We start from the raw sequence: 22,885 nt of genomic DNA, 5'->3' as shown, positions 1-22,885 counted from the left end.
GGTCGGGACGTCCACCGCCGTCGACACGGCCACCGCCCCCGGCACGGTCAGCCCACTCACGGCGCTCGAACCGGCCTGGCGCAGCCGTGGGCCGCCGAGGATCCGGGCCTCGACGACCACACCCGTCTCGCCCGACGCGCCCATGACCGGGCGGCGCAGCAGGGTGGCGATCCGGCCGCCGGACAGGACGACCTCGTCGAGGGTGCGCTGCGGTGAGGCGAGGAGTTCCTCGGCCTTCTCCCGCAGCACGGCCAGGTCGATCCGGCCGAGGTCCGAGGTCTCGTGCCCGTTCCCGTGGCCCGCGGCCGTGAGCAGCGGTTGCTTGGGCCATCCGCCGGCGGCGCGGCCGGCCCGTCGGTACGCGGCGAGCAGGGCCTTCTCCCGCTGCGTGGCCTGCTCCAGCAATCGCGCCTCGATGCCGCGGGCGGCCTCGCGGACCAGCCGCACCATGGTGGGGTCTCCGTCGTCACGCAGACAGGTCAGGTCGAGGATGGCCTCGATACGGCCGCTGAGCGGGTCGCGGACGGGTGCGCCCGCGCAGGCGAAGGGCTGGAGGCAGTCGGCGAAGTGCTCGCGGCCGACGACGTAGACAGGGCTGCGCTCGGCCAGCGCGGTGCCGACGCCGTTGGTGCCGACGACCCGTTCGGAGGCGTCGAAGCCGGGGGCGAAGTTCACCTCGTCGAGACGGTCGCGCAGCTGCCGGTCACCGCCGAGCCGCTGGACCATACGGCCTTGCGCGTCGCACAACGCGATGGTCATGCGGACCTGGGCGAGCGACGCGGTCAGATCCTTCAGGACGGGGTCGGCGGCGCGCAGGAACCGCTCCTCCAGCGTCAGGTCCGAGGCGTAGGGGACCAGCAGCTGGTGCGGCTGAAGCCCCGCGGACCTGCATCGCTTCCAGGAGTCGAGCACCGAGTCACGGACCGCGGAGTCGACGAGCGCACCCGCCAGAAAACGTTCGTGGGCATCGACGAGACCGCCGATGTCGTCCCAGGCGACGGACAAAGGGATCACTTCCCTCACCCGGAGACGGCCGGGTCCCGCCGCTGTTCGACGCGCCGCCCGGCGAATACTCCAAGCGACTTCACCCTAGACCTGTTGTGACGCTCATCACAACACTGATCATCAGCCCAGCCGCAGTCCCGCCGGCCGGGCGTCCGGGGTGCGCCCGCCGCGGCGCGGCAGGGTTGATCAAAGGAGTGATCACGATGGCCGCCACAGGCGCCCTGAACGCCGCCTGCTGGTACTCCCCGCCCGTCCACGGTTGGATGACGGCATGACCACCGACGAGCACGCGCGGCTCATGCGGGCCAACCAGGCCAACTGGGACGCCCGTACCCCCGTTCACCTCGCCAGCCGGTTCTACGGTCTCGACCAGGACCTCGACCCCGAGCGCTGGTTCGCCGCGTTCGAGTGGGACGACCTCGGTGAGCTCGCCGGCCGCGACGTGCTTCACCTGCAATGTCACCTGGGCACCGAGACGATCGCCTTCGCGCGGCGTGGCGCCCGGGCCGTCGGCCTGGACTTCTCCGAGGCGTCGGTGGCGGCGGCGGCCGGCATCGCCGCCAAGGCCGGCGTCGACGTCGACTACGTTCGGGCGAACGTGTACGACGCCGTGGAGGCCCTTCAGGGGCGGCGGTTCGACGTCGTCTACACCGGCAAGGGCGCCCTGTGCTACCTGCCCGACCTGACGCGCTGGGCGGGTGTGGTGGCCCAACTCCTGCGTCCGGGCGGCCGGTTGTACATCGTCGAGTTTCATCCACTGCTCAACTCGCTGGGCCCGAAGCCCGGTCCGGGCGAGGGACCCGAACTGCTGCTCCGCCACGACTATCTGGGCGGCGAGGGCCCCGTGCACCGGGACGCGACCCACACCTACACCGACGGCCCGGCCGTCGAGGGCGCCACGGACAGCTATGAGTGGATGCACGGAATAGGAGAGGTCATCGACGCGTTGACCGGGGTGGGACTGACCGTCCGACGACTGCGTGAGAGCGACGAACTGCCCTGGCAGCGCTGGCCGCGAATGGTCCGCACCCCGTCCGGCTGGTGGCGGCTGCCCCAGCCGCGCATCCCCCTCCTGTACGGCCTGCTCGCCGAACGCTGAGTCGCAACTCACAGACGCGACCGCGCACCGCGTGGTAGATTGCGACCAGCACTTGTGTACGCCCCCGTTTCGGGCGCCGGTGCGAATTCCCCTTCAGTCAGCCGAAACGCCCGCCGTTTCCCGGCCGGCACGTCGGCTTCCCCGCACCACCTCGTAGAAGGCCGGTTCTCTGCCGTACCCGAGGTGCTGTTCCCGCCGTCGCGAGGCGCACTGTCCGCCTCCCCTCACGGCTTCCTCCCTTCTTTTCGCATGTCACATGCTCTTCCGTCCGTGAAAGGACCGACCACCATGACCACCACACTCGAACGCCCCCCTGTCCAGCAGCAGCTCCCGGCCCGGGTCGCCACCGGCGTCCTCGACATCGACACGCACGGGAAGGGACACCTGCGGCCCCTGGACCTCCTGCCCTCGCCCGCCGACCTCCAGGTCCCGCCCGCGCTGATCCGCCGCTACGGCCTGCGCAAGGGAGACCTCGTGGACGGAGTGCGCGGAACCCAGCGCGCCCTGACCGAAGTCGCCCGGGTCAACGGGCGCACACCCGACGAAGGCCGTCGCCGTCGTCACTTCCACGACCTGACACCGCTGCACCCGCGCGAGCGGCTCCGTCTCGAACACCCTGCGGCCGGGTTGGCCGGGCGCGTGATCGACCTGATCGCGCCCGTCGGCAAGGGCCAGCGCGGGCTCATCGTGGCCCCGCCCAAGACAGGCAAGACCGTCCTCCTCCAGCAGATCGCCGCCGCCGTGGCCGGCAACCACCCCGAGGCCCGGCTGATGGTGGTGCTGCTCGACGAGCGCCCCGAGGAGGTCACCGACATGCGGCGCTCCGTGCGCGGCGAGGTGTACGCCTCGACCTTCGACCGGAGCCCGAAGCAGCACATCGCCCTCGCCGAACTCGTCATCGAGCGGGCCAAGCGGTTCGTCGAGGCCGGCGAGGACGTCGTCATCCTCCTCGACTCCCTCACCCGGCTGTGCCGGGCCCACAACAACGCGGCCGCCGCCGGTGGCCGCACCCTCAGCGGCGGCGTCGACGCGACCGCGCTGATCGGACCCAAGCGGTTCTTCGGTGCCGCCCGGCTGGCCGAGGAGGGCGGCTCGCTCACGATCCTCGCCACCGCCCTTGTGGAGACCGGCTCCCGCGCCGACGACTTCTTCTTCGAGGAACTGAAGAGCACCGGCAACATGGAGCTGCGCCTGAACCGCGAGCCCGCCTCCCGCCGCGTCTTCCCGGCCGTCGACATCACCCAGTCCGGCACCCGCCGCGAGGAACTCCTGCTCCCCGCAACCGAGTTGAACGGCACACGCGGCCTGCGCCGCGCCCTGCAGACCCGGGACGGCCAGACCAACCTGGAAACCCTGCTGCAGCGCATGCGCGAGACCCCGGACAACGCGACCTTCCTGCGCCGCATCCAGCCGACTCTGCCCACCGGCTGACGGACCGCGCCGGACTGCCGGGCCGCGCCCGAATCGCGCGTCCGACGTGTGGCATCCGGGTGCTCGCACGTACCGCACGGCCCGGCCAGCGGGGTGTTCGGTCCGCCCATTCCTACGTTTGCGGTATGACGATCGCATTTACTTCCCGGGCTGCCGTGTCGACCTGCGCGATCTGTGTGGCGGGCCTGCTGGCGCTCGCCCCCGCCGGCGCGGTGGCCCGCACCGGGGCGGACCCCGGCAAGCCCGATGGGCCGCGGGCGGCCACGCCGCAGCCCTCCCTGCTGTTCCGTCCCGGCACGCGGGTCCGGCCGCGGCCCGGGGCGCCCAAGGTGCCGGACGTCTCCGCGCTGTCGTGGCTGGTGGCCGACGCCCGCACCGGCGAGGTGCTCGCCGCGCACGACGCGCACCGCAGGCTGCCGCCCGCCAGCACTCTCAAGACCCTGTTCGCCCTGGCTCTGCTGCCGGCTCTCCCCGGCGGCGTCCGGCACACGGTCCGCGGGCACGAGCTGACCGGCGTCGGCCCCGGGAGCAGCCGGGTCGGTGTCACCGAGGGGCGTACCTACCGGGTCGCCGACCTGTGGCACGGGGTCTTCCTCAGCTCCGGCAACGACGCCGTGCACGTCCTGGCCGAACTGAACGGGGGCCGGCGCGCCACGGCCGCACGGATGCAGGCCAAGGCCCGGTCGCTGGGCGCCTTCGACACGCGTGTGCTGTCGCCGGACGGGTACGACACGCCGGGCCAGGTGTCCTCGGCGTACGACCTCGCCGTCTTCGGCCGGGCAGGGCTGCGCGATGCGGACTTCGCGCGGTACTGCGGGATGCACCGGGCCCGGTTCCCGGGCGGAGGCCGATGGTCGTACATGATCCAAAACACCAACCGGCTGCTGACCGGCGCCGGCGGCGTCGAACCGTATCCCGGGCTGATCGGCATCAAGAACGGCTACACCAGCAAGGCCGGCCACACCCTTGTCGCCGCCGCCCGCCGGGGCGGGCGCACGCTCGTCGTGACCGTGCTGAACCCTCAGGCGGGCGGTGGTTTCGCCGTGTACGAGGAGGCCCGGGCGCTGCTCGACTGGGGGTTCGACGCGGGCGGCCGGGTGGAGCCGGTCGGGTCGCTCGACGGGTTGCGGGTCAGGCCGAAGGCGCGGCCGGCCGCGGCGCCCAAGGCGGTGGCCCGTACGCCGGACGAAGGCTCGGGCTGGTCGGGGGCGGGGGCGATCGCGGGCGCCGCCGGGCTGGCTGTGGGTGCGGTGGTGCTGGCGCTACGGGCCAAGGTCGGCCGGGCGCGTCGGCGTTGACCGATCGGCAGCCACAGCAGGAGGCCGAGCGTGATCCAGGTGTAGGTGTTGCTGCCGAGGAATCCGTCGATGCCGGACGCGTCGTCGAACCAGAGCCACACCACGCTGGTGCACAGCACCGCGTACAGAGCGGCGGCGATGCGCGGGTGCCCGGCGCGGACCAGCACCGCGAAGGACGGCAGCAGCCAGACCAGGTGATGCACCCAGGTGATCGGGCTGACCAGGCAGGCGGTCAGGCCGGTGAGGGCGAACGCCGTCGTCCACTCCCCCGCGGCCACCGCACGGCGGGCCCGGGTCGCCCAGACGCCCAGGACCAGCAGCACCGCCACCGCCCAGACCGCGCGGTCCGGTTCGCCGAGGCGGGCCAGGATCCCTTGCAGTGACTGGTTGGAGACGTAGTCCAGGCGGCCCACCCGGGTGGTGTCCCACATCGCCTCGGTCCAGTAGAAGCGCGAGGCGTCCGGGGCCACGGTGGCCGCGAGCGCCGTCGCCGCGACGGCGACGGCCGTGGCGACCGCGGCCGCGCGCCAACGCCGGGCGAGCAGCAGCAGGCCGATGAAGAGGGCGGGCGTGAGTTTCACCGCGGCGGCCAGACCGATCCCGATGCCCACCCAGCGCTTCCGGCCGGTGGCGAGCAGCCAGGCGTCCGTGAGGACCAGGGCCAGCAGCAGCACGTTCACCTGGCCGAAGCTGAAGGTGTCGCGCAGTGGTTCGAACAGGGCGAGGGCGCAGGCGGCCAGGGCGCAGCCGTACCAGCCGTAGCGCCGCCAGGCCTGTCCGGTGAGGATGCGCAGCACCAGGGCCAGGGCCGCCAGATTGAGCAGCAGAGCGGCGGCGATCGCCGCGTGCAGGCCGAGAAGTGCCATCGGCAGCATGGCGACGGCCGCGAACGGCGGATACGTGAAGCCGTACGTCGTCCCCGGCACCCGGTAGTCGTAGAGCCGTCCGCCGTGGTGGACCCAGCTGTCCACGGCGCCGTAGTACACGCGCAGGTCGAACCAGCCGCGCAGCAGGGGCACGGTCGCGGTGAAGACGGTCACGGCCGTGGCGAGGGTGAGCACCAGCAGCAGGCGGCCGCGGTCGGTGCGGGGCAGCCTCATGCGGTACGCCCCGGCGCCGGAGCCAGCTCCGCCTGGCGGGCCTGCCACAGGACGACCACCGCGAGCACGCCGCCGGAGACGGCCAGGACCAGTTGCCCGGCGTCCGCCGGACCGCCGCTGGGCAGCACGGCGAGCGCGAGGACGCCCGTCACGGCCGCCACTCGATGGCGTACCGAGGTGCTCGGCGCCGCCGCGGCTATGAGGAACAGCCCCCACAGGGCGTACCAGGGGCGGATGGCCGGTCCGAGGGCGGCCACCGCCGCCAGGCTCAGGCCGAGCGCGTACACCGGCCGCACGCGCAGCCGCAGCCATATGAACAGGACGGCGGCCACGGCGATCGCGGACCCGAGGACATGCCAGGCCGGGACGGCCAGGGGCGCCAGGTCGCTGCCGAGCCGTTCCAGCACGGCCCGCGTGGCGCGGCCGAGGAGGCTGGTGAGCGCCCAGTTCTGCGGAGAGACGGGCGTGTTGAGGGCGCCTATCCAGCCGTATCCCGTCCCGGCGAGGGTCGTCGCGGCGACCGTGGTGGCCCCGGCCGCGACGCCCGTCGTCAGCACGGCCTTCGCGGGACTGCTGCCCGCGCGGACCTGGAGGACGACGACCGCGGCGAGACCGAGCACGGCGGGCACCTTGACCAGGGCGGCCAGCGTGACGAGTACGGCGCCCAGGGCGGGCCACCGGCCGAGCGCCGCGACCAGGCCGATGCCGAGCAGGCCGAGCATGACGGCGTCGTTGTGGGCGCCCGCGACCAGATGGAGCAGAACCAGCGGGTTGAGGGCGCCGAGCCAGAGCGCGGCGGACGGATCGGCGCCGCTGTGCCGGGCGAGGCGGGGCAGCGCGGCCGCCATCAGCCCGACCCCGAGCAGCGCGACCAGCCGCATCCCGAAGACACCGGCGGGGAGCTCGCCCCGGGTCAGCCCGGACAGCACGGAGGCCATGCCGAGGAAGACCGGCCCGTACGGGGCGCCCGTGTGCTGCCACAGCGGGGAGACCTCGTCGGCGAGCGGGCCGCCGAGCCGCGCGGGGCCGTGGGCGTAGACGTCCATGTGCGCGTCCACCATGGCGCCCTGCGCGAGGTAGCTGTAGACGTCCCGGCTGAACAGCGGGGGCGCGAGCAGCAGTGGGGCGGCCCAGATCACGAGGACCGCCATCAGGGCGCGCGGACTCGGCGGTTCGGCGCCGCGGACCAGCCCTCCCAGGAGGAGCCAGGCCGCGATCAGCAGGACGAGCCCGAAGTACACACCGACCAGGCCGAGGGCGGCGTGGACGGAGGACGGGGCGAGGAGCTCCCGGACGGGCAGGGCTCCGGCGCTCTCACCTCCTGCCGCGAGAAAGGCGGTTCCGGCAAGACCGAGCACCTGGCAGCGGCGGAGATCGACGGGAAAAGCCATGGCCAACACTCGGGAAGCGTGTCAACGCCGGGTGGCCGGAAAGCGACGGGGGCCCTGCCGGGCGGGGGCCGAGATGTGACCGGCGTGTGGCTCGGGGGTGGTTCGTCGGCTGCGGGCCGTGGGGGCTGGTCGCGCCCACGCGGCGGAGCCGCACATTGTCACAGCCCCGCGCCCCTTGAGGGCATGTCCCTGTCCAGCGTTGACAAGTGCCCTCAGAACACTGACAAGCCGGTCAGGGTCGTGAAGCGGTCGAGCGCCGCTACGCCCGCCACCGAATTGCCCCGCTCGTCCAGCCCCGGACTCCACACGCACAGCGTGCAGCGCCCCGGTACGACCGCGATGATGCCGCCGCCGACTCCGCTCTTGCCGGGCAGGCCCACGCGGTAGGCGAAGTCGCCTGCCGCGTCGTACGTTCCGCAGGTCAGCATCACCGCGTTGACCTGCTTGGCCTGGCTGCGGGTGAGCAGGCGGGTGCCGTCGGCGCGGACGCCGTGCCGGGCCAGGAAGGTGGTGGCGAGGGCCAGGTCGGCGCACGAGGCGGTGACGGAGCACTGGCGGAAATACTGGTCGAGCAGGACCGGGATCGGGTTGACGATGTTGCCGTACGACGCCATGAAGTGGGCGAGAGCGGCGTTGCGGTCGCCGTGCGCCGCCTCCGAGGCGGCGACCTCCTGTTCGAAGCCCAGGGACGGGTTGCCGCTCTCCGAGCGGAGGAAGGTCAGCAGTTCGCCGGCCGCGTCCGAGGTACGGGTCTGGAGGCGGTCGGTGACGACGAGCGCGCCCGCGTTGATGAACGGGTTGCGCGGGATGCCGTTCTCGTACTCCAGCTGCACCAGGGAGTTGAAGGGATTGCCGGAGGGCTCGCGGCCCACGTACTCCCAGAGTTCGTCTCCCTCGCGGGCCAGGTCGAGCGCGAGGGTGAAGACCTTGGTGAGCGACTGCGTGGAGAACGGCTCGCGCCAGTCCCCCACGCCGTACACCGTGCCGTCCAACTCCGCGACGGCCATGCCGAAGCGGCGCGGGTCGCAGGCCGCGAGTGCGGGGATGTAGTCGGCGGGGCGGCCTCGGCCCGGCATCCGCTCGATCTCTTCGGCGATGCGCTCCAGGACCGGCTGGAAAGGCATGGACGACGTCATGATCACCATTCTCCCTACGGGCCGGTCCGGGCGCGTATCCGCGGCTCAGACGAGGGCCGGTCCGCTGCCCGCCACGACCTCCGGGCGCAGCAGGTCGGCCAGCTTCTCGGCAGGCAACAGGCCCTTCTCCAGGACGAGTTCGGCCACGCCCCGCCCGGTGACGAGGGCTTCCTTGGCGATGTCGGTGGCGGCCGTGTATCCGATGTGCGGGTTGAGGGCGGTCACCAGGCCGATGGAGTTCTCGACCGTCGCGCGCAGCACCTCGGTGTTGGCGGTGATGCCGGACACACAGCGTTCGGCGAGGGTGAGGCAGGCCGCGCGCAGGTGCGTGACGGACTCCGACAGCGAGTGCAGGATGACCGGCTCGAAGGCGTTGAGCTGGAGCTGTCCGGCCTCGGCGGCCATGGTGATGGTGACGTCGTTGCCGATCACCTCGAAGGCGACCTGGTTGACGACCTCGGGGATGACCGGGTTGACCTTGCCGGGCATGATGGACGAACCGGCCTGCACCGGCGGCAGGTTGATCTCGCCGAGTCCCGCGCGCGGTCCGCTGGACAGCAGGCGCAGGTCGTTGCAGCTCTTGGACAGCTTGACGGCGATCCGCTTGAGCACGCCGGACATCTGGACGAACGCGCCGCAGTCCTGGGTGGCCTCCACCAGGTTGGCGGCGGTGACCAGCTGGAGTCCGGTGATCCCGGAGAGGTGACGGCGGGCCGACTCGGCGTATCCGGCGGGAGCGTTGAGACCCGTGCCGATCGCCGTGGCGCCCAGGTTGATCTCATGGATCAACTCGACGGCCTCGGCAAGACGGCTACGGTCCTCGTCCATCATGACGGCGTATGCGGAGAACTCCTGACCGAGCGTCATGGGCACCGCGTCCTGCAGCTGTGTACGGCCCATTTTGAGGACGTCATGGAACTCGACGGCCTTGGCCGCGAAGGCGTCCTGCAGCACCGACATCGCCTTGAGCAGTCCACGGACCGCGAACACCGTCGCGATCTTGACGGCCGTCGGGTAGACGTCATTGGTCGACTGGCCGAGGTTGACGTCCTCGTTGGGGTGGAGGTGCTCGTACTGACCCTTGTGGTGCCCCAGCAGCTCCAACGCCCGGTTGGCGATGACCTCGTTGGCGTTCATGTTGGTCGAGGTGCCGGCCCCGCCCTGGATGACGTCGACGACGAACTGCTCGTGCAGCTCCCCCTCGCGGATCTCCCGGCAGGCCGCGACGATCGCGGCGGCCTTCTCCGGCTCCAGCAGGCCGAGTTCCTCGTTGGCGAGGGCGGCTGCCTCCTTGACGGCGGCGAGGGCGTCGATGAGGTGCGGGTAGGCGGAGATCGGGGTGCCGGTGATGGGGAAGTTCTCCGTGGCGCGCAGGGTGTGGACACCCCAGTACGCGTCAGCGGGGACGTCCCGGTCTCCGAGCAGGTCGTGTTCACTGCGGGTGACGGCGGCGGTCATGAGGATGCGGCCTCTTTCTGAGGGGCGAGGGTGAGGGAGCGGACGGAGCGGGAGGGGAGGGACGACGGGGCCGGCGGTACATGGGCCGGCCGAGCGATACGACGCGGGCGGCGCCGGCCTGCCCAGGGGCGCGGTGCTCCGACAATGTGCGGCTCCGCCGCGGGGGTGCGACCAGCAACAGCGCCGCCGCAGCCGGTCGAACACAGCACCCCCTACGTCGCTCGCCCGGCTTGCCGTCAAGCTCAGGCCGGCACGCTGACCGGGTCCAGCGCACGCACCGGACGGACGCAGCCCACCGGTGCGCCACCGCCCAGCAGCGGCTCCCCCGCGAACTCGGCGAGCGCCGCCGGGTCGACGCCGGCCCTGGCGAGGGCGGCCGCGGCGACGGGGATGCGTGCCCGGTTGGCGCCGTCGGCGATCTTCACGGCGATCGCCCGGCCGTCCGGCAGCGCGGCGACGTGAACGCCCTCGAAGCCGTCCTTGGCCAGCAGCCCCGGCACGGCCCGCATCAGCGCGGCCACATCCCGGCCGGAGCCGGACGCCATCTCGGCGTGCTCGCGCATCGCGTCGGCCACGCGCGCCTCCGGCGTACCCGGAGCGGCGGTGGTGATCCGGGCGGCCGCCCGCGCGAGACCGTGCAGGGAGACGGAGAACAGGGGCGCGCCGCAGCCGTCGACGGTCACCCGGGCGATGCGCTGCCCGGTGAGGTCTTCGACGATCTCGGCGATGGCCTGCTGGAGCGGGTGGCCGGGGTCGAGGTAGTCGTCCAGGGACCAGCCGTTGAGCTTGCAGGTGTAGAGCATGGCCGCGTGCTTGCCGGAGCAGTTCTGGGCGAGCCGGGAGGGCAGGCGGCCCTCCCGTGTCCAGTCGTCCCGGACGACCGGGTCGAAGGGCAGGTCGGGCACGTTGCGCAGATGGTCCTCGGTGAGCCCGGCGAGCTCGAGGATGCGCCGGGTGCCGGCGAGGTGGCGTTCCTCGCCGGAGTGGCTGGCCGCGGTGAGCGAGAGCAGGTCCCCGTCGAGCGGGAACCCGGCCCGGACCATGGCGGCGGCCTGGACGGGCTTGAGGGCGGAGCGCGGGTAGAACGCGGCCTCGATGTCGCCGAGTTGGAGCTGGACCCCGCCGTCGGCGCCGAGGACGACGACGGAGCCGTAGTGGAGGCCCTCGATCAGCCCACCGCGGATGAGGTGGGCGACGGGGGCGTGGAGGGGTTCGCGGACAAGGGGTGCGTCCGCTATGGAACTGCTGTACATCACTGCCTGTATCTCATGGGCCGCCGCGTGCCTCACGCGTCGGCTCCGGTGGTGGACTCGCGCGCCGTACGGCCGCGGATGCCGAACCATCCGACGACCAACGCCCCGACGATCAGCGGCAGGCACAGCACGGTGGTGCGTCCGGCGCCGCCGTCGGCGTACATGAGGACCAGGACGGAGGCGAGGAACGCCAGCGTCACGAGTTCGGTCCAGGGGGATCCCGGCAGCCGGTAGCCGGGGCGGGACAGCTCGCCCTTCTGGGTCTTCTGCCAGAACATCAGGTGGCAGATCATGATCATGCCCCAGGTGGAGAGGATCCCGATCGCGGCGAAGTTCAGCACGATCTCGAAGGCGTCGGCGGGGACGACGAAGTTGAGGCCGACGCCGAGGACGCAGAAGCCGCTGGTGAGCAGGATGCCGCCGTACGGGACCTTGCTGCGGCTCATCACCGAGGTGAACTTGGGCGCGGAGCCGGACATCGCCATCGAGCGCAGGATGCGGCCGGTGGAGTACAGGCCGGAGTTGAGGGAGGACATGGCCGCCGTGAGCACCACCAGGTTCATCACGCCGCCGGCCGCCGGGACGCCGATGTTGGACAGCACGGTCACGAAGGGGCTCTCCCCGGCGGTGTACTTGTCCCACGGCAGCAGCATCGACAGCAGGACGACCGAGCCGACGTAGAACAGACCCACGCGCCACATGATCGAGTTGATCGCCTTCGGCATGATCTTCTCGGGGTTCTCGGTCTCACCGGCCGCGACACCGACCAACTCGACGGAGGCGTAGGCGAAGACGACGCCCTGGATGATCAGCAGCATCGGCAGCAGGCCGCTGGGGAAGACGCCACCGTGGTCGGCGATCAGGGACGGGCCGGGAGTGTGACCGTCGACGGGCTGCTGGGTGACCAGCAGGAAGATGCCGATCAGCATGAAGACGACGAGCGCGCTGACCTTGATGATGGCGAACCAGAACTCCAGTTCGCCGAAGATCTTCACCGAGATGAGGTTCACGGTGAGCACGACCGCGAGCGCGATCAGCGCGATCACCCACTGCGGGATGTCGGAGAACATGCCCCAGTAGTGGGTGTAGGTGGCCACGGCGGTGATGTCGGCGATGCCGGTGGTCGCCCAGTTGAGGAAGTACATCCAGCCGGCCGTGTACGCGCCCTTCTCGCCGAGGAATTCGCGGGCGTACGACACGAAGGCGCCGGAGGAGGGCCGGTACAGGACGAGTTCGCCGAGGGCGCGCACGACGAGGAAGGCGAAGATGCCGCAGACCGCGTAGGCGATGAACAGGGAGGGGCCTGCGTCGGCGAGGCGGCCGCCGGCGCCGAGGAACAGGCCGGTGCCGATGGCGCCGCCGATGGCGATCATGTTGACGTGCCGTGACTTCAGGGACTTGCTGTAGCCCGCGTCTCCCGCGTCGACGTGCACCGCCGGTTTGCGTGTCTCCTCTTGGAGGTGCTGCTCGCTCACGCCTCGGGTCCGCCTTCCGTGGGGGTGTCCGTGCGCGTGGGGCGCACGATGTCGGTGAGGGTCGTCGAGACGCGGTCGAGGTGGTGGGCCATGGCCTCCACCGCGTCGTGTTCGGAACCGTCGATCAGCGCCTCGACGATCGCGCGGTGCTCGCGGTTGGACTGCTCGCGCCGGCCGCCCAGTTGGTTCAGGAACGCCGACTGGCGGGCCAGCGCGTCGCGGATCTCCTCGATGACCCGGCGGAAGACCGGGTTCTGCGCGGCCTCGGCCACGCCGAGGTGGAAGAGCGAGTCCATCGCGACCCATGCGGTGGTGTCGGTCTCCCGCTCCATCCGGTCCAGGAGGTGGGCCAGGTGGTCCAGGTTCTCCGGGGTGCGGCGCCGGGCCGCGTACCCGGCGACCGGGATCTCGACGTGGCGGCGCACCTCCAGCAGGTCGCTGGCCGCGTAGTCGCCGAAGGTGGGGTCCTCGACGGCGCCGGCGACGACGAAGGTGCCCTTGCCGGTCTTGGAGACGGTGAGCCCCAGGGCCTGCAGGGCCCGCAGCGCCTCCCGGAGCACGGGCCGGGAGACCTCGAGGGTCCGGCACAGCTCCGCCTCGGAGGGGAGCTTGTCGCCGATCGCGTAGTCGCCGCGCTCGATGGCGCCGCGAAGGTGGGAGAGCACCGCTTCCATGGCGCTGACGCGCCGCGGTCCCCCGCCACCTGTCTGGCTGTCTGACAGGTTCACGGGAGCGATACTCCGGGTGGTGCGGGGGCCCTGTCAAGGTGACTGAAAGAGGAATTTCAGGGGGCGTGAAGCCTGTAAGCGGCCTCACACCCCCGCCGGTCAGCTGTTGAGCGCGCCGGTGGCCAGCAGCCCGAACAGCAGCACGCCGACGACGATCCGGTAGACCACGAAGGCGTTGAAGGAGTGCTTGGTGACGAACTTCAGCAGCCAGGCGATGGAGGCGTAGGCGACGACGAAGGAGACGACGGTCCCGACGGCGAGCGGGGCCGCGCCCACGCCCGTCCCCAGGGCGTCCTTGAGTTCGTACAGCCCGGCGCCGGTCAGGGCGGGGATGCCGAGGAAGAACGACAGCCGGGTCGCGGCCACGCGGTCCAGGTCCAGGATCAGCGCCGTGGACATGGTGGCGCCGGAGCGGGAGAAGCCCGGGAAGAGCAGGGCGAGGATCTGCGAGCCGCCGACCAGCATCGCGTCCTTGAACGAGGTGTCGTCCTCCCCGCGCTTGTGCCGGCCCATCTGGTCGGCCGCCCACATCACCCCGCTGCCGACGATCAGCGAGCCCGCCACCACCCACAGGGAGGCCAGCGGCCCCTCGATGAGCGGCTTGGCGGCCAGGCCGACGGCGACGATCGGGATCGTCGCGCAGATCACCCACCAGGCGAACTTGTAGTCGTGGTGGTAGCGCTCCTCGCGGTTGGTCAGCCCCCGGCCCCACGCCGAGACGATCCGCACGATGTCCTTGAAGAAGTACACGAGCACGGCGGCGATCGCCCCGACCTGGATCACGGCCGAGAACCCGACGACGGCATCGTCGTCCACGGGGATGCCCATGAGCCCCTCGACGATCTTCAGGTGGCCGGTGGAGGACACGGGCAGGAACTCGGTCACCCCCTCGACGGCTCCGAGGACGACGGCCTGACCGACGCTGATGACGCTCATGGGATCCAGTTCTTCTCAGGGCGAGGGAAGTACGGCGGGCACAGTCCTACTACACGCGGGCGAGAATCCGGCCCTATGCCCACACCGCGTGTGCCAGCTCCACTCCCGCGAAGGCCGCCCCGAGCCCCGCGACCACACTCGCGACCACGTTGACGGCTGCGTGCAGGCCCGCCCCTGTCTCGGTCAGCCGCAGGGTCTCGTACGAGAAGGTCGAGTACGTCGTCAGCGCGCCGCACAGGCCGGTGCCGATGAGCAGCTGGAGGTGGGAACTCGCGGCTCCCGCAGTGGCCGCTCCGGTGAGCAGGCCGAGGATCAGACAGCCGGTGACGTTCGCGGCGAAGGTGCCCCAGGGGAACACCGAGTCGTGCCGGGACTGCACCGCGCGGTCGGTGAGATGGCGGAGCGGGGCACCCACCGCGGCCCCCGCGATCACCAGCAGCCAGTTCACGACGACTTCTTACCTTTCGCGTCCGGTTCGCCCTGGTTGTCGCCCTGGTTGTCGCCCTGGTCGTGGCCCCGGCCGACATACCGGATGACCTCGCAGTCGTCGAGGACCACGAGGCCTTCGGTGACGAGTTCGTCGAGCTGCGGCAGGAAGGCGCGTACGCGCTGCTCCGCGTCCACGATCACGACGGCGACCGGCAGGTCCTCGCTCAGGGACAGCAGGCGCGAGGTGTGGATCAGGGAGGAGGCGCCGAAGCCCTCGATGCCGCGGAAGACGCTGGCACCGGCGAGACCGGCCGCGTGGGCGCGGTGCACGATCTCCGTGTAGAGCGGCCGGTGGTGCCAGGTGTCGTTCTCGCCGATGAGGACGGTCACGCGCAAGGCGCGGCCGGTCAGCCTGGTCATGGCTGCCTCCACTTCAGGACGCGGCGGGTGCCCGTGGCCGCGAGCCACACCGCGGTGAGCGCCGCGAGCAGGGTCGCGGCGAGATAGGCCAGCCCCGTGCGCGGGTGGCCGGCGTCGACCAGCTTCTGGATGTCGACGGCGTACGTCGAGAAGGTGGTGAAGCCGCCGAGCACGCCGGTGCCGAAGAAGGGGCGCACGAGGCGGTGGGCGGCCCACACATCGGTGATGACCACCATGAACACGCCGATCACGGCGCAGCCGACGACATTGGTCCAGAAGGTCGCCCAGGGGAATCCGCCCGGCTGGGCGGGCCACCACAGGGCGGCCGCGTACCGGGCGGTGGCGCCGAGGGCTCCGCCGAGCGCGACCACCGCGACGACCGGTGCCTGGCCCCGCCGGTCCGCGGGCCGCCGTCGGGGGCGCGCGGGGGCGCCGAGGCTTTCGGTGTCCGGGGCTGTCATGGTCGTACGTCTCCTACTCGCCGGGGCCCAGGCATGCGGGCGCGCTATATCGCAAGTAGGGACCGTTGGCGGCACCTGTGCCGCGGTTCGGGTACGGCGGGCCCCACCGCCGCGCCGCGGGGTGATCGCGGCCGGTCAACAGGGTAACCCTCCGGTCGGCCGAGGTCACTTCCCGGCCGGTGCCTCGCAGACCGCGACGCCCGGCTCCCACAGGCTTCCCAGGACCAGATGGCCCTCGGTCTCGCAGACGCTCGTGACCATGCGGAAGCCGGAACGGCGGCGGACGAGGTGGTGGACCACGCGGCCGGTGTCGTCGACCGCCAGGACGCCGATCGTGCCCGAGGGGCGGAAAGGGGCGCGCACGGCCAGGCGCGCGGCGGCCTGACGTACGGACGGTGTGCCGCGGTGCAGCAGGTCCAGCGGGGGGACGCGGGGTCCGGCGAGCGACACCCAGACCGGGCCCTGAGGTGAGCCGCGCCAGAGGTTGTCGGGCATCCCCGGAAGATCCTCGGCGAAGGGCTCGCTCCGGCCCGCCTTCGGCCCGGTGAGCCAGTAGCGGGTCAGCCGGTACGCGCCCGTCTCGGCGACGACCAGGAAGGTCTCGTCGCCGCTCGGGGCCAGCCCGTTGGCGAACTGCAGCCCCTCCAGCAGTACCTCGGGCGTGTCGCTGCCGGGGACGAGACGCAGGAGCCGGCCGGTGCCGGTGTGCTCGACCAGGTCGCCGATCCAGTGCTGAAGCGGGTAGCGGCGGCTGGAGACGGTGAAGTACACGCTGCCGTCGGACAGGGCGAGCACGTTGCTGCAGAACCGCAGCCTCTCCCCCGCCACCTCGTCGGCGAGGACGCGCACGGTGCCCTCGGCGAGATCCACGCCGAGCAGTCCGCGTTCGGCGTCGCACACCAGCAGGGCGTCGTCCGGGAGGAGGGCGAGGCCGAGCGGCCTGCCGCCGGTCTCGGCGAGCACCTCCACCCGGGCCGTGACGGGTTTCGTCACCCCGTCCAGGCGCAGGATGCGGCCGTCCGCCACACCGGTGAACACCCGGCCGCGGGCGTCGGCCACCACGTCCTCGGGGCCGCGGCCCCCGACGGCGACGTAGTGACGGGGGACGAGAGCTGCGGGACGGTCCATGTGCGCCTGCCCTTCGCCGATCGCCAGAGGGCTCGTCCTCGCAGATGTACCCGTCCGGAGAGACCTCTACCAGCCCTTCTCGAACATGCGCGCCACCTCGGCGATCCGCACCTCGTCGCGTCGGTAGTGGGTGCGCCGCCGGATTCTCCTGGTGCGCAGCATGCCGAGGTCCGCGAGCAGGTCGAGGTGGGTCTCGGCGACGGCGCGGCGCACTCCCAGCTTCCGGGCGACGGCGTCCGCGGTCACGCCGTCCTCCACCAGGTCGCCGTGCCGCTGCGGCGGGAAGTGCGCGGCCGGGTCCTTCAGCCATTCGAGGATGTCCAGGCGCCGCTCGCCGGTGGGAGTCCTCAGCATCTCGTTCCCTCCGTCCGAGGTCCTCGTAGCGCGTGTGCCCACTGTCGCGCAGTCGAAGCCATCACGTCCGGGACTCCGTAACCTTGTCCGGTACCGAACTCCTTCGCGGCGGGGACTTGTTCGGCATGCCTGTCGGCCGAGGACCCTCGCGGGCGCGCTGTTCGCGCCGGCGGTGGGAGAGGCCCCTCCGCCCGCGGCTCGTGCGCTCGCACGGGCGGAGGGGAGTCGGTTCAGCCGTCGAGTCGTACGACCCGGACGGCGCCCGCCGGGAGGGACAGGCGGCCGGCGGCCCGCTCCCCGGTCAGCAGCTCGGTGCCGTCCGCGTCCAGCGGCACCTTGACGTCGGAGGCGGTGTGGTTGATCGCGAACAGGTACGTGCCCGACTCGCCTGTACGGCGTACCACTTCGACGTCCCGGGGCAGGTCGGCGCGCGCGCTGATCCCGGCGTCCTCGACCGCCCAGCCCAGCAGCGCGTCGAGACCCTGGGCGCCGAGGCGCGTGGAGACGTACCAGGAGGTGCCCGCGCCGAGGCGGTGCCGGGTGACGGCGGGGTGCCCGGCGGTCAGGCCGTCGGCGTACGTCCACACGGTCTCGGCGCCGCGCGGCACCACGAACTCGGTCCACACGTCACCGGTGAGCTCCGAGCCGTCGGGGCCGGTGATGCGCACCAACTGGTCCTGGAGCAACGGCGAGAACTCCTCGACTGTCAGCCCGAGCACGTCCCGCAGCGGCCCGGGGTAGGCGCCCTCGTGCACGGCGTCGTGCTCGTCGACGATGCCGGAGAAGTACGAGACGACGAGGGTGCCGCCTCTCTCGACGTACTCCTCGATATTGCGGCCGGCCGCCTGAGTCATGAGGTACAGCGCGGGGACGACGACAAGGGGATAGCTCGACAAGTCGGCTTCGGGGTGGGCGAAGTCGACGGTGAGGTGGCGGTCGTAGAGGGCCTCGTAGAAGGCGTCGGCGCGTTCGCGCGGGTCGTGGTCCTCGCTGGGGCGCCACTGGAGGTTCTGCGCCCACCAGGAGTGCCAGTCCCACAGGACGGCCACGTCGGCGGTGGTGCGGGTGCCGCGGACCGTGCTCAACGAGTCGAGCGAGGCGCCCAGTTCGACCACTTCGCGCCAGACGCGGGTGTCCGTGCCGCCGTGCGGCACCATCGCGGAGTGGAACTTCTCGGCGCCGCGCCGGGACTGTCGCCACTGGAAGAACAGGGCGCCCTCGGAGCCGCGCGCCACGTGTGCGAGGGAGTTGCGGGCCATCTGGCCGGGGGCCTTGGCGGGGTTGCGGGGCTGCCAGTTGACGCCGGAGGTGGAGTGTTCGAGCAGCAGCCAGGGGGCGCCGCCCGCGACCGAGCGGGTGAGGTCGGCGGCCATCGCGAGGTTGACGTGGGTGCGGCGGCCGTCGGTGATCAGGTAGTGGTCGTTGGTGACGAGGTCGACCTCGCGTCCCCACGCCCAGTAGTCGACGGAGTCGCACTGGCTGAGCGCGGTCATGAAGTTGGTCGTGACCGGGATGCCGGGCGAGAGGCGGTGCAGGATGTCCCGTTCCGTCACGAAGTTCTCGCGCATCGTGGCGTCGGCGAAGCGCTTGTAGTCCAGCGCCTGGCCCGGGTTGCCGACGGTGGGCGCCGTGCGCGGCGGGGTGATCTCCTCGAAGCCGGCGTAGCGCTGGCCCCAGAAGGCGGTGCCCCAGGCCTCGTTGACCGCGTCGACGCTGCCGTACGTCGTGGTCAGCCAGCGGCGGAAGTGGGCGGCGCAGGAGTCGCAGTAGCAGGCGGAGACGGGGATGCCGTACTCGTTGTGCACGTGCCACATCGCCAGGGCCGGGTGGTCGGCGTACCGCTCGGCGAGCCGGGTGGTGATGGTCGCCGCGGCGGCGCGGTAGTCGGCGTTGCTGTGGCAGATGGCGCCGCGCGAGCCGAACGCGAGGCGGACGCCGTCGGCCGTCACGGGCAGGGCGTCGGGGTGGGCGCGGTAGAACCAGGCAGGGGGTACGACGGTGGGGGTGCCGAGGTCGACGCGGACGCCGTTCTCGTGCAGCAGGTCGAGGAGGCGGTCCAGCCAGCCGAAGTCGTACGTGCCGGGCGAGGGCTCCAGCAGCGCCCAGGAGAAGATCCCGACGCTCACCATGGTGACGCCGGCCTCCCGCATCAGCCGCACGTCCTCCTGCCAGACGCTCTCGGGCCACTGCTCCGGGTTGTAGTCCCCGCCGAAGGCGAGCCTGGTGAGGCCCCTGGGGGTGGTCTCCGGCATGGATCTCTCCCGATGCAAATGGCTGGGAACGCGGATGGGAACGTGCACACACGGGTCTCAACGACCGAGCCCAAGATAACCGCACGAGGGTGACGCTTGCCAAGTACGGTAACCGAGGGTCTGCTGTGCACGATCACAGAAGCGCGAGGTCACTAGGCATCATCCGACGGTTCGGACGACCTCGCTCGGTCCTCCGGGGCCTTAAAGTCAGGACCATGAACAGTGCGGGGGGCCGGCGTAAACCGCCGACGATCCACGACGTGGCGCGGGAGGCCGGGGTCTCACGCGGCACCGTCTCACGTGTGCTCAACGGCGGGCATTACGTCAGCCCCGCCGCCCAGGAGGCGGTCAACGCCGCCATCCGAAAGACGGGGTACGTCGTCAACCGGCACGCCCGTTCCCTGATCACCGGGCGTTCCGACTCGATCGGCTTCCTGCTCACGGAGCCGCAGGAGCGGTTCTTCGAGGACCCGAACTTCAACGTCCTGCTGCGCGGCTGCACCCAGGCGCTGGCCGCGCACGACATCCCGCTGCTGCTGATGCTGGCCGGCACCGAGGACGAGCGGCGGCGCATCACGCGGTACATCACCGCGGGTCACGTCGACGGCGTGCTGCTGGTCTCCAGCCACTCCGGGGACCCCATCGCCGAGGAGCTGCGCGAGGCGGGCGTGCCGCTGGTCGCGTGCGGCAAGCCGATCGGGCTCGGTTCCCGGGTGAGCTACGTGGCGGCCGACGACCGGGACGGCGCCCGCGACATGGTGCGCCATCTGTTCTCCCTGGGCCGCCGCCGCGTCGGCGTGGTCACCGGTCCGCTGGACACCCCAGGCGGTGTCGAGCGCCTCGCCGGCTACAAGGAGGTGCTCGCCGAGGCGGGCGTCGAGATCGACGAGCGGCTGATCGTCTCCGGCGACTACAGCCGGGCCAGCGGTGAGGCGGGCGCCGAACGGCTGCTCGGGCAGGCCCCCGACATGGACGCCGTGTTCGTCGCCTCCGACCTGATGGCACAGGGCGTGCTGACGGCACTGGAGCGGGCCGGGCGGCTGGTGCCCGAGGACGTGGCGGTGGGCGGCTTCGACGACTCGCCGGCCGCGCTGGCCGCCCGCCCCGAGCTGACCACCATCCGGCAGCCCTGGGACCGCATCAGCGCGGAGATGGTCCGGGTGCTGCTGGCCCAGATGGGCGGCGAGGATCCGGCGGCGGTGATTCTGCCGACGGAGCTGGTGAAGCGGGAGTCGACGTAGCGTCTCAGGGGCGGCCGGTGGTCTATGCCAGAAACATCGGGACGGCCAGGAACATCGGGACGGCCAGGAACAGCCGGTCCCTCTCCGCGCGCGGGCGCGCTGCTCGGCGATCCAGTCTCGGGCTGCGCTCACGAGGACCTGGCCACGTGTGCCCGCTTCCAGCGGGCGCTCGCTGAGCACGTCCACGGCAACCGGTCAGGATCGAAGAAGCGGTTCCCCGCCTCCCGGCCTAGCGTGAAACCACCGACACCGACTCACGTCAGGGAGCACGCCATGACCGCCGGCCTCACCACGATCATCTACCCCGTCAAGGACATCGCCCGCACGAAGGCCCTGTTCAGCGCCCTGCTGGAGGTCGAGCCCTACGCGGACGAGCCGTACTACGTCGGGTTCAAGGACGCCGGCCAGGACGTCGGCCTCGACCCCAACGGGCACGCCAAGGGCATGACCGGCCCGGTCCCCTACTGGCACGTCTCCGACATCCGTGGCCGCCTCGCCGCCCTGCTCGACGCGGGCGCCGAGCTGCTCCAGGACGTCCACGACGTCGGCGGTGGCAGGCTGATCGCCTCCGTGAAGGACGCCGACGGAAACCTCGTCGGGCTCCTCCAGGACGCCTGAGCTCCTCCGGCCCCGGCCCGAATGTCGATGCATACGCATTAACATTGGGTGTATGGCAGTGAACGCGGCCGGGGCCCGGCTCGAGGAACAGTGGCGGGACATCCTGTCCGTACACGCGCGCACGATGTGTGAGATCGACCGCGTGCTGCATCCGCACGGGCTGGGCGCGAGCGACTTCGAAGTGCTCGACATCCTCGCGAGCGCCCCGCCCGAGGAGGGCGACCGGTGCCGGGTGCAGAACCTCGCCGGCCGGGTGCATCTCAGCCAGAGCGCGCTGTCCCGGCTGATCGGCAGGCTGGAGAAGGAAGGCCTGGTGGAGCGCGCCGTCTGCGCGGAGGACCGGCGCGGCGTATCGGTGTCCCTGACCCGCAAGGGCCGCGACCTGCACGCAGAGGTGCTGCCGCTGCAGCGTGACGTTCTGGCCCGGATGCTGGGCTGACCCCCGTCAGAGCCTGGGAGGTGACACAGGCTCTCAGCCCAGCAGCTCCCTCACGGCGGTGAAGGCGGCCTCGACCGTCGCCGGATCCGCGCCGGGACGGGCCAGCGCGCTCATGGGGATGGGCGTGACCGCGGGCAGACCGTCGTACGGCGTCAGACCGTCCGGGGCCGGGCCGACGGCGGCGAGGAGGGCCACGCCCTGGCCGGTGCGGGCGATGTCGAGGACGCCCGCGAGGTAACCGGCGTCCCCGACGACCGTGGCGGACACGCCGTGCGCGGCCAGGGTCGCGATGGCCCGGCGGCGGATCGCGCAGGGGTCCTCGACGGCGACCAGGGGCACGGGGGCCGGTGCGGGCGGCGCCTGCCAGCCAGGGACGGCATGCCAGGTGAGCGGGAGGCCGCCGACGGATGTGCCCTCGGTGGCGGCGGCCTCCGTGACGTACACCGCCACGTCGACGCTGCCTCGTTCCACTGCCTCGACGAGGCGGGCGGAGCGGTCGATGCGGAAGCGGACCCGGCAGCCGGGGCGCACCGCCTGGACGGCGGCGGTCAGCCGGGGCAGGAACTGGTCGGCGGCGTGCTCGGTGGAGCCGACGGTGACGGTGTCGCCGTCCGGGTCGGTCAGGGTGCGTACGGCCTCGTCGTGCACGGCGAGGATCCGCCGGGCCTGTTCCAGCAGCAGCCGCCCCTCGGGGGTGAACCGGGTGCCGCGTCCCTCGCGTTCGACGACCGGCCGCCCCAGCGTCTTCTCCAGTTTGCGGACGTGCTGGCTGACCGCCGACTGACTCAGGGACAGTGTCCGGGCGGCGCGGTGGAAGCCGCCGCAGTCGGCGATCGCGGTCAGGCTGCGCAGAGCCACGATGTCGAGGACCGGTTGGGGCATGCCGCGACAGTAGCCCGTCCGGGCGACCGATCGCGATCCCTGATCGGTTTCGATGCGGAATCGTCGTTGGACGCGGTCCGCCGGAGCCGGTCATGATGGGCGCATGTTGCACGCGACCGCTTCCGCTGCCCTTCTGACGCAGCGCCGAGTCATCGACTTCGGCGTGGCGTGCAGCGCGCGCTGTCGCTGATCTCCCGCCGCACACCGGCGTCTCTCCGCAGTCCGAGCTGACTGCCCCTGCTCTGCACTGACACGTGACAGTCGCTTTCGGCTGCCTTTTCCCGTACTGCCCTTTCCCTGACTGCCCTTTTCCGTACTGCCCTTTTCCGTACTGCCCTTTTCCGTACGGAT

General features: G+C 71.8%; 20 protein-coding genes and 2 pseudogenes. 6 read left to right on the top strand and 16 right to left on the bottom strand.

Annotation, left to right across the window (positions count from 1 at the left end):
• A pseudogene (locus tag CLM62_RS23685) lies at positions 1-1,014 on the bottom strand (protein phosphatase); the annotation flags it as partial.
• A 262-nt stretch (positions 1,015-1,276) separates the two neighbouring features.
• Here CLM62_RS23685 and CLM62_RS23680 point away from each other — a divergent pair.
• The 3 genes and pseudogenes from CLM62_RS23680 to CLM62_RS23670 form a co-directional block, all read left to right on the top strand.
• Positions 1,277-2,104, top strand: a complete 828-nt coding sequence (locus tag CLM62_RS23680) for a class I SAM-dependent methyltransferase (RefSeq protein WP_095751906.1) — start codon at positions 1,277-1,279, stop codon at positions 2,102-2,104.
• A 288-nt stretch (positions 2,105-2,392) separates the two neighbouring features.
• A complete protein-coding gene (gene rho / locus CLM62_RS23675) occupies positions 2,393-3,535 on the top strand; it encodes a transcription termination factor Rho (RefSeq protein WP_095751905.1) in 1,143 nt (380 codons plus the stop codon).
• Between the two features lie 125 nt (positions 3,536-3,660).
• A pseudogene (locus CLM62_RS23670) lies at positions 3,661-4,497 on the top strand (D-alanyl-D-alanine carboxypeptidase family protein); the annotation flags it as partial.
• A gap of 59 nt (positions 4,498-4,556) precedes the next feature.
• Here CLM62_RS23670 and CLM62_RS52740 read toward each other — a convergent pair.
• The 14 genes from CLM62_RS52740 to CLM62_RS23600 all read right to left on the bottom strand — a co-directional run bounded on the left by CLM62_RS52740 (position 4,557) and on the right by CLM62_RS23600 (position 19,354).
• Positions 4,557-5,933: a glycosyltransferase 87 family protein gene (locus CLM62_RS52740; protein WP_095751904.1), complete on the bottom strand. Its 1,377-nt coding sequence runs from the start codon at positions 5,931-5,933 to the stop codon at positions 4,557-4,559.
• Complete coding sequence (mptB, locus tag CLM62_RS23660) at positions 5,930-7,324, bottom strand: polyprenol phosphomannose-dependent alpha 1,6 mannosyltransferase MptB (RefSeq protein ID WP_095751903.1); 1,395 nt, start codon at positions 7,322-7,324, stop codon at positions 5,930-5,932. Before mptB ends, CLM62_RS52740 begins: the two co-directional genes overlap by 4 nt.
• A gap of 212 nt (positions 7,325-7,536) precedes the next feature.
• Entirely contained in the window at positions 7,537-8,469 is a 933-nt protein-coding gene (locus tag CLM62_RS23655; protein WP_095751902.1) for a glutaminase, read from the bottom strand.
• A gap of 36 nt (positions 8,470-8,505) precedes the next feature.
• Positions 8,506-9,918, bottom strand: coding sequence for an aspartate ammonia-lyase (gene aspA, locus CLM62_RS23650; protein ID WP_095751901.1), 1,413 nt, complete (start codon positions 9,916-9,918; stop codon positions 8,506-8,508).
• Between the two features lie 242 nt (positions 9,919-10,160).
• A complete protein-coding gene (locus tag CLM62_RS23645) occupies positions 10,161-11,171 on the bottom strand; it encodes an asparaginase (RefSeq protein ID WP_095751900.1) in 1,011 nt (336 codons plus the stop codon).
• 32 nt (positions 11,172-11,203) lie between these two features.
• A complete protein-coding gene (locus CLM62_RS23640; RefSeq protein WP_095751899.1) occupies positions 11,204-12,646 on the bottom strand; it encodes an amino acid permease in 1,443 nt (480 codons plus the stop codon).
• Positions 12,643-13,320: a FadR/GntR family transcriptional regulator gene (locus CLM62_RS23635; RefSeq protein ID WP_095751898.1), complete on the bottom strand. Its 678-nt coding sequence runs from the start codon at positions 13,318-13,320 to the stop codon at positions 12,643-12,645. The genes CLM62_RS23640 and CLM62_RS23635 overlap by 4 nt, the downstream gene beginning before the upstream one ends.
• A 153-nt stretch (positions 13,321-13,473) precedes the next feature.
• Positions 13,474-14,310 carry an undecaprenyl-diphosphate phosphatase gene (locus CLM62_RS23630; protein ID WP_095751897.1) on the bottom strand — a complete coding sequence of 279 codons (837 nt, stop codon included), beginning with the start codon at positions 14,308-14,310 and terminating at the stop codon, positions 13,474-13,476.
• Positions 14,311-14,383: 73 nt separating this feature from the next.
• Positions 14,384-14,758: a fluoride efflux transporter CrcB gene (gene crcB, locus CLM62_RS23625; protein ID WP_095751896.1), complete on the bottom strand. Its 375-nt coding sequence runs from the start codon at positions 14,756-14,758 to the stop codon at positions 14,384-14,386.
• Positions 14,755-15,159, bottom strand: coding sequence for a DUF190 domain-containing protein (locus CLM62_RS23620; protein ID WP_095751895.1), 405 nt, complete (start codon positions 15,157-15,159; stop codon positions 14,755-14,757). The genes crcB (CLM62_RS23625) and CLM62_RS23620 overlap by 4 nt, the downstream gene beginning before the upstream one ends.
• Positions 15,156-15,620 (bottom strand): fluoride efflux transporter CrcB, encoded by a 465-nt coding sequence (gene crcB / locus CLM62_RS23615; protein WP_095751894.1) that lies wholly within the window; start codon positions 15,618-15,620, stop codon positions 15,156-15,158. Before crcB (CLM62_RS23615) ends, CLM62_RS23620 begins: the two co-directional genes overlap by 4 nt.
• Before the next feature lie 165 nt (positions 15,621-15,785).
• The gene (locus tag CLM62_RS23610) at positions 15,786-16,748 is read right to left on the bottom strand and encodes an SMP-30/gluconolactonase/LRE family protein (RefSeq protein ID WP_095751893.1); all 963 of its coding nucleotides are present in this window, start codon (positions 16,746-16,748) and stop codon (positions 15,786-15,788) included.
• A gap of 66 nt (positions 16,749-16,814) precedes the next feature.
• Positions 16,815-17,102, bottom strand: coding sequence for a helix-turn-helix domain-containing protein (locus CLM62_RS23605; protein ID WP_095751892.1), 288 nt, complete (start codon positions 17,100-17,102; stop codon positions 16,815-16,817).
• 230 nt (positions 17,103-17,332) lie between these two features.
• The gene (locus tag CLM62_RS23600; RefSeq protein ID WP_095751891.1) at positions 17,333-19,354 is read right to left on the bottom strand and encodes a beta-galactosidase; all 2,022 of its coding nucleotides are present in this window, start codon (positions 19,352-19,354) and stop codon (positions 17,333-17,335) included.
• Between the two features lie 215 nt (positions 19,355-19,569).
• Here CLM62_RS23600 and CLM62_RS23595 point away from each other — a divergent pair, with 215 nt between their 5' ends.
• From CLM62_RS23595 to CLM62_RS23585, 3 genes are all read left to right on the top strand, one after another.
• Entirely contained in the window at positions 19,570-20,595 is a 1,026-nt protein-coding gene (locus tag CLM62_RS23595) for a LacI family DNA-binding transcriptional regulator (RefSeq protein ID WP_095751890.1), read from the top strand.
• A 273-nt stretch (positions 20,596-20,868) separates the two neighbouring features.
• Positions 20,869-21,213, top strand: a complete 345-nt coding sequence (locus CLM62_RS23590) for a VOC family protein (RefSeq protein WP_095751889.1) — start codon at positions 20,869-20,871, stop codon at positions 21,211-21,213.
• Positions 21,214-21,265: 52 nt separating this feature from the next.
• Positions 21,266-21,652, top strand: a complete 387-nt coding sequence (locus tag CLM62_RS23585) for a MarR family winged helix-turn-helix transcriptional regulator (RefSeq protein ID WP_095751888.1) — start codon at positions 21,266-21,268, stop codon at positions 21,650-21,652.
• A 33-nt stretch (positions 21,653-21,685) separates the two neighbouring features.
• Here the strand turns inward: CLM62_RS23585 and CLM62_RS23580 are convergent, their stop codons facing one another.
• Positions 21,686-22,534, bottom strand: a complete 849-nt coding sequence (locus tag CLM62_RS23580; RefSeq protein ID WP_095751887.1) for a LysR family transcriptional regulator — start codon at positions 22,532-22,534, stop codon at positions 21,686-21,688.
• Positions 22,535-22,885: the final 351 nt, after the last annotated feature.

This window comes from Streptomyces sp. SA15 (genome assembly GCF_002291145.1).
Classification (GTDB): domain Bacteria; phylum Actinomycetota; class Actinomycetes; order Streptomycetales; family Streptomycetaceae; genus Streptomyces.
This window is presented reverse-complemented; position numbering and strand designations above follow the sequence as displayed.

Bases quoted from the DNA above. Each gene is read 5' to 3' on its own strand.
- CLM62_RS23680 (WP_095751906.1), top strand. From the start codon at position 1,277: ATGACCACCGACGAGCACGCGCGGCTCATGCGGGCCAACCAGGCCAAC.
- crcB (WP_095751894.1), bottom strand. From the start codon at position 15,620: ATGACAGCCCCGGACACCGAAAGCCTCGGCGCCCCCGCGCGCCCCCGA.
- mptB (WP_095751903.1), bottom strand. From the start codon at position 7,324: ATGGCTTTTCCCGTCGATCTCCGCCGCTGCCAGGTGCTCGGTCTTGCC.
- CLM62_RS23605 (WP_095751892.1), bottom strand. From the start codon at position 17,102: ATGCTGAGGACTCCCACCGGCGAGCGGCGCCTGGACATCCTCGAATGG.
- CLM62_RS23580 (WP_095751887.1), bottom strand. From the start codon at position 22,534: ATGCCCCAACCGGTCCTCGACATCGTGGCTCTGCGCAGCCTGACCGCG.
- CLM62_RS23620 (WP_095751895.1), bottom strand. From the start codon at position 15,159: ATGACCAGGCTGACCGGCCGCGCCTTGCGCGTGACCGTCCTCATCGGC.
- aspA (WP_095751901.1), bottom strand. From the start codon at position 9,918: ATGACCGCCGCCGTCACCCGCAGTGAACACGACCTGCTCGGAGACCGG.
- CLM62_RS23655 (WP_095751902.1), bottom strand. From the start codon at position 8,469: ATGGTGATCATGACGTCGTCCATGCCTTTCCAGCCGGTCCTGGAGCGC.
- CLM62_RS23630 (WP_095751897.1), bottom strand. From the start codon at position 14,310: ATGAGCGTCATCAGCGTCGGTCAGGCCGTCGTCCTCGGAGCCGTCGAG.
- rho (WP_095751905.1), top strand. From the start codon at position 2,393: ATGACCACCACACTCGAACGCCCCCCTGTCCAGCAGCAGCTCCCGGCC.
- CLM62_RS23645 (WP_095751900.1), bottom strand. From the start codon at position 11,171: ATGTACAGCAGTTCCATAGCGGACGCACCCCTTGTCCGCGAACCCCTC.
- CLM62_RS23585 (WP_095751888.1), top strand. From the start codon at position 21,266: ATGGCAGTGAACGCGGCCGGGGCCCGGCTCGAGGAACAGTGGCGGGAC.
- CLM62_RS23595 (WP_095751890.1), top strand. From the start codon at position 19,570: ATGAACAGTGCGGGGGGCCGGCGTAAACCGCCGACGATCCACGACGTG.
- CLM62_RS23610 (WP_095751893.1), bottom strand. From the start codon at position 16,748: ATGGACCGTCCCGCAGCTCTCGTCCCCCGTCACTACGTCGCCGTCGGG.
- CLM62_RS52740 (WP_095751904.1), bottom strand. From the start codon at position 5,933: ATGAGGCTGCCCCGCACCGACCGCGGCCGCCTGCTGCTGGTGCTCACC.
- CLM62_RS23590 (WP_095751889.1), top strand. From the start codon at position 20,869: ATGACCGCCGGCCTCACCACGATCATCTACCCCGTCAAGGACATCGCC.
- CLM62_RS23600 (WP_095751891.1), bottom strand. From the start codon at position 19,354: ATGCCGGAGACCACCCCCAGGGGCCTCACCAGGCTCGCCTTCGGCGGG.
- CLM62_RS23635 (WP_095751898.1), bottom strand. From the start codon at position 13,320: ATGGAAGCGGTGCTCTCCCACCTTCGCGGCGCCATCGAGCGCGGCGAC.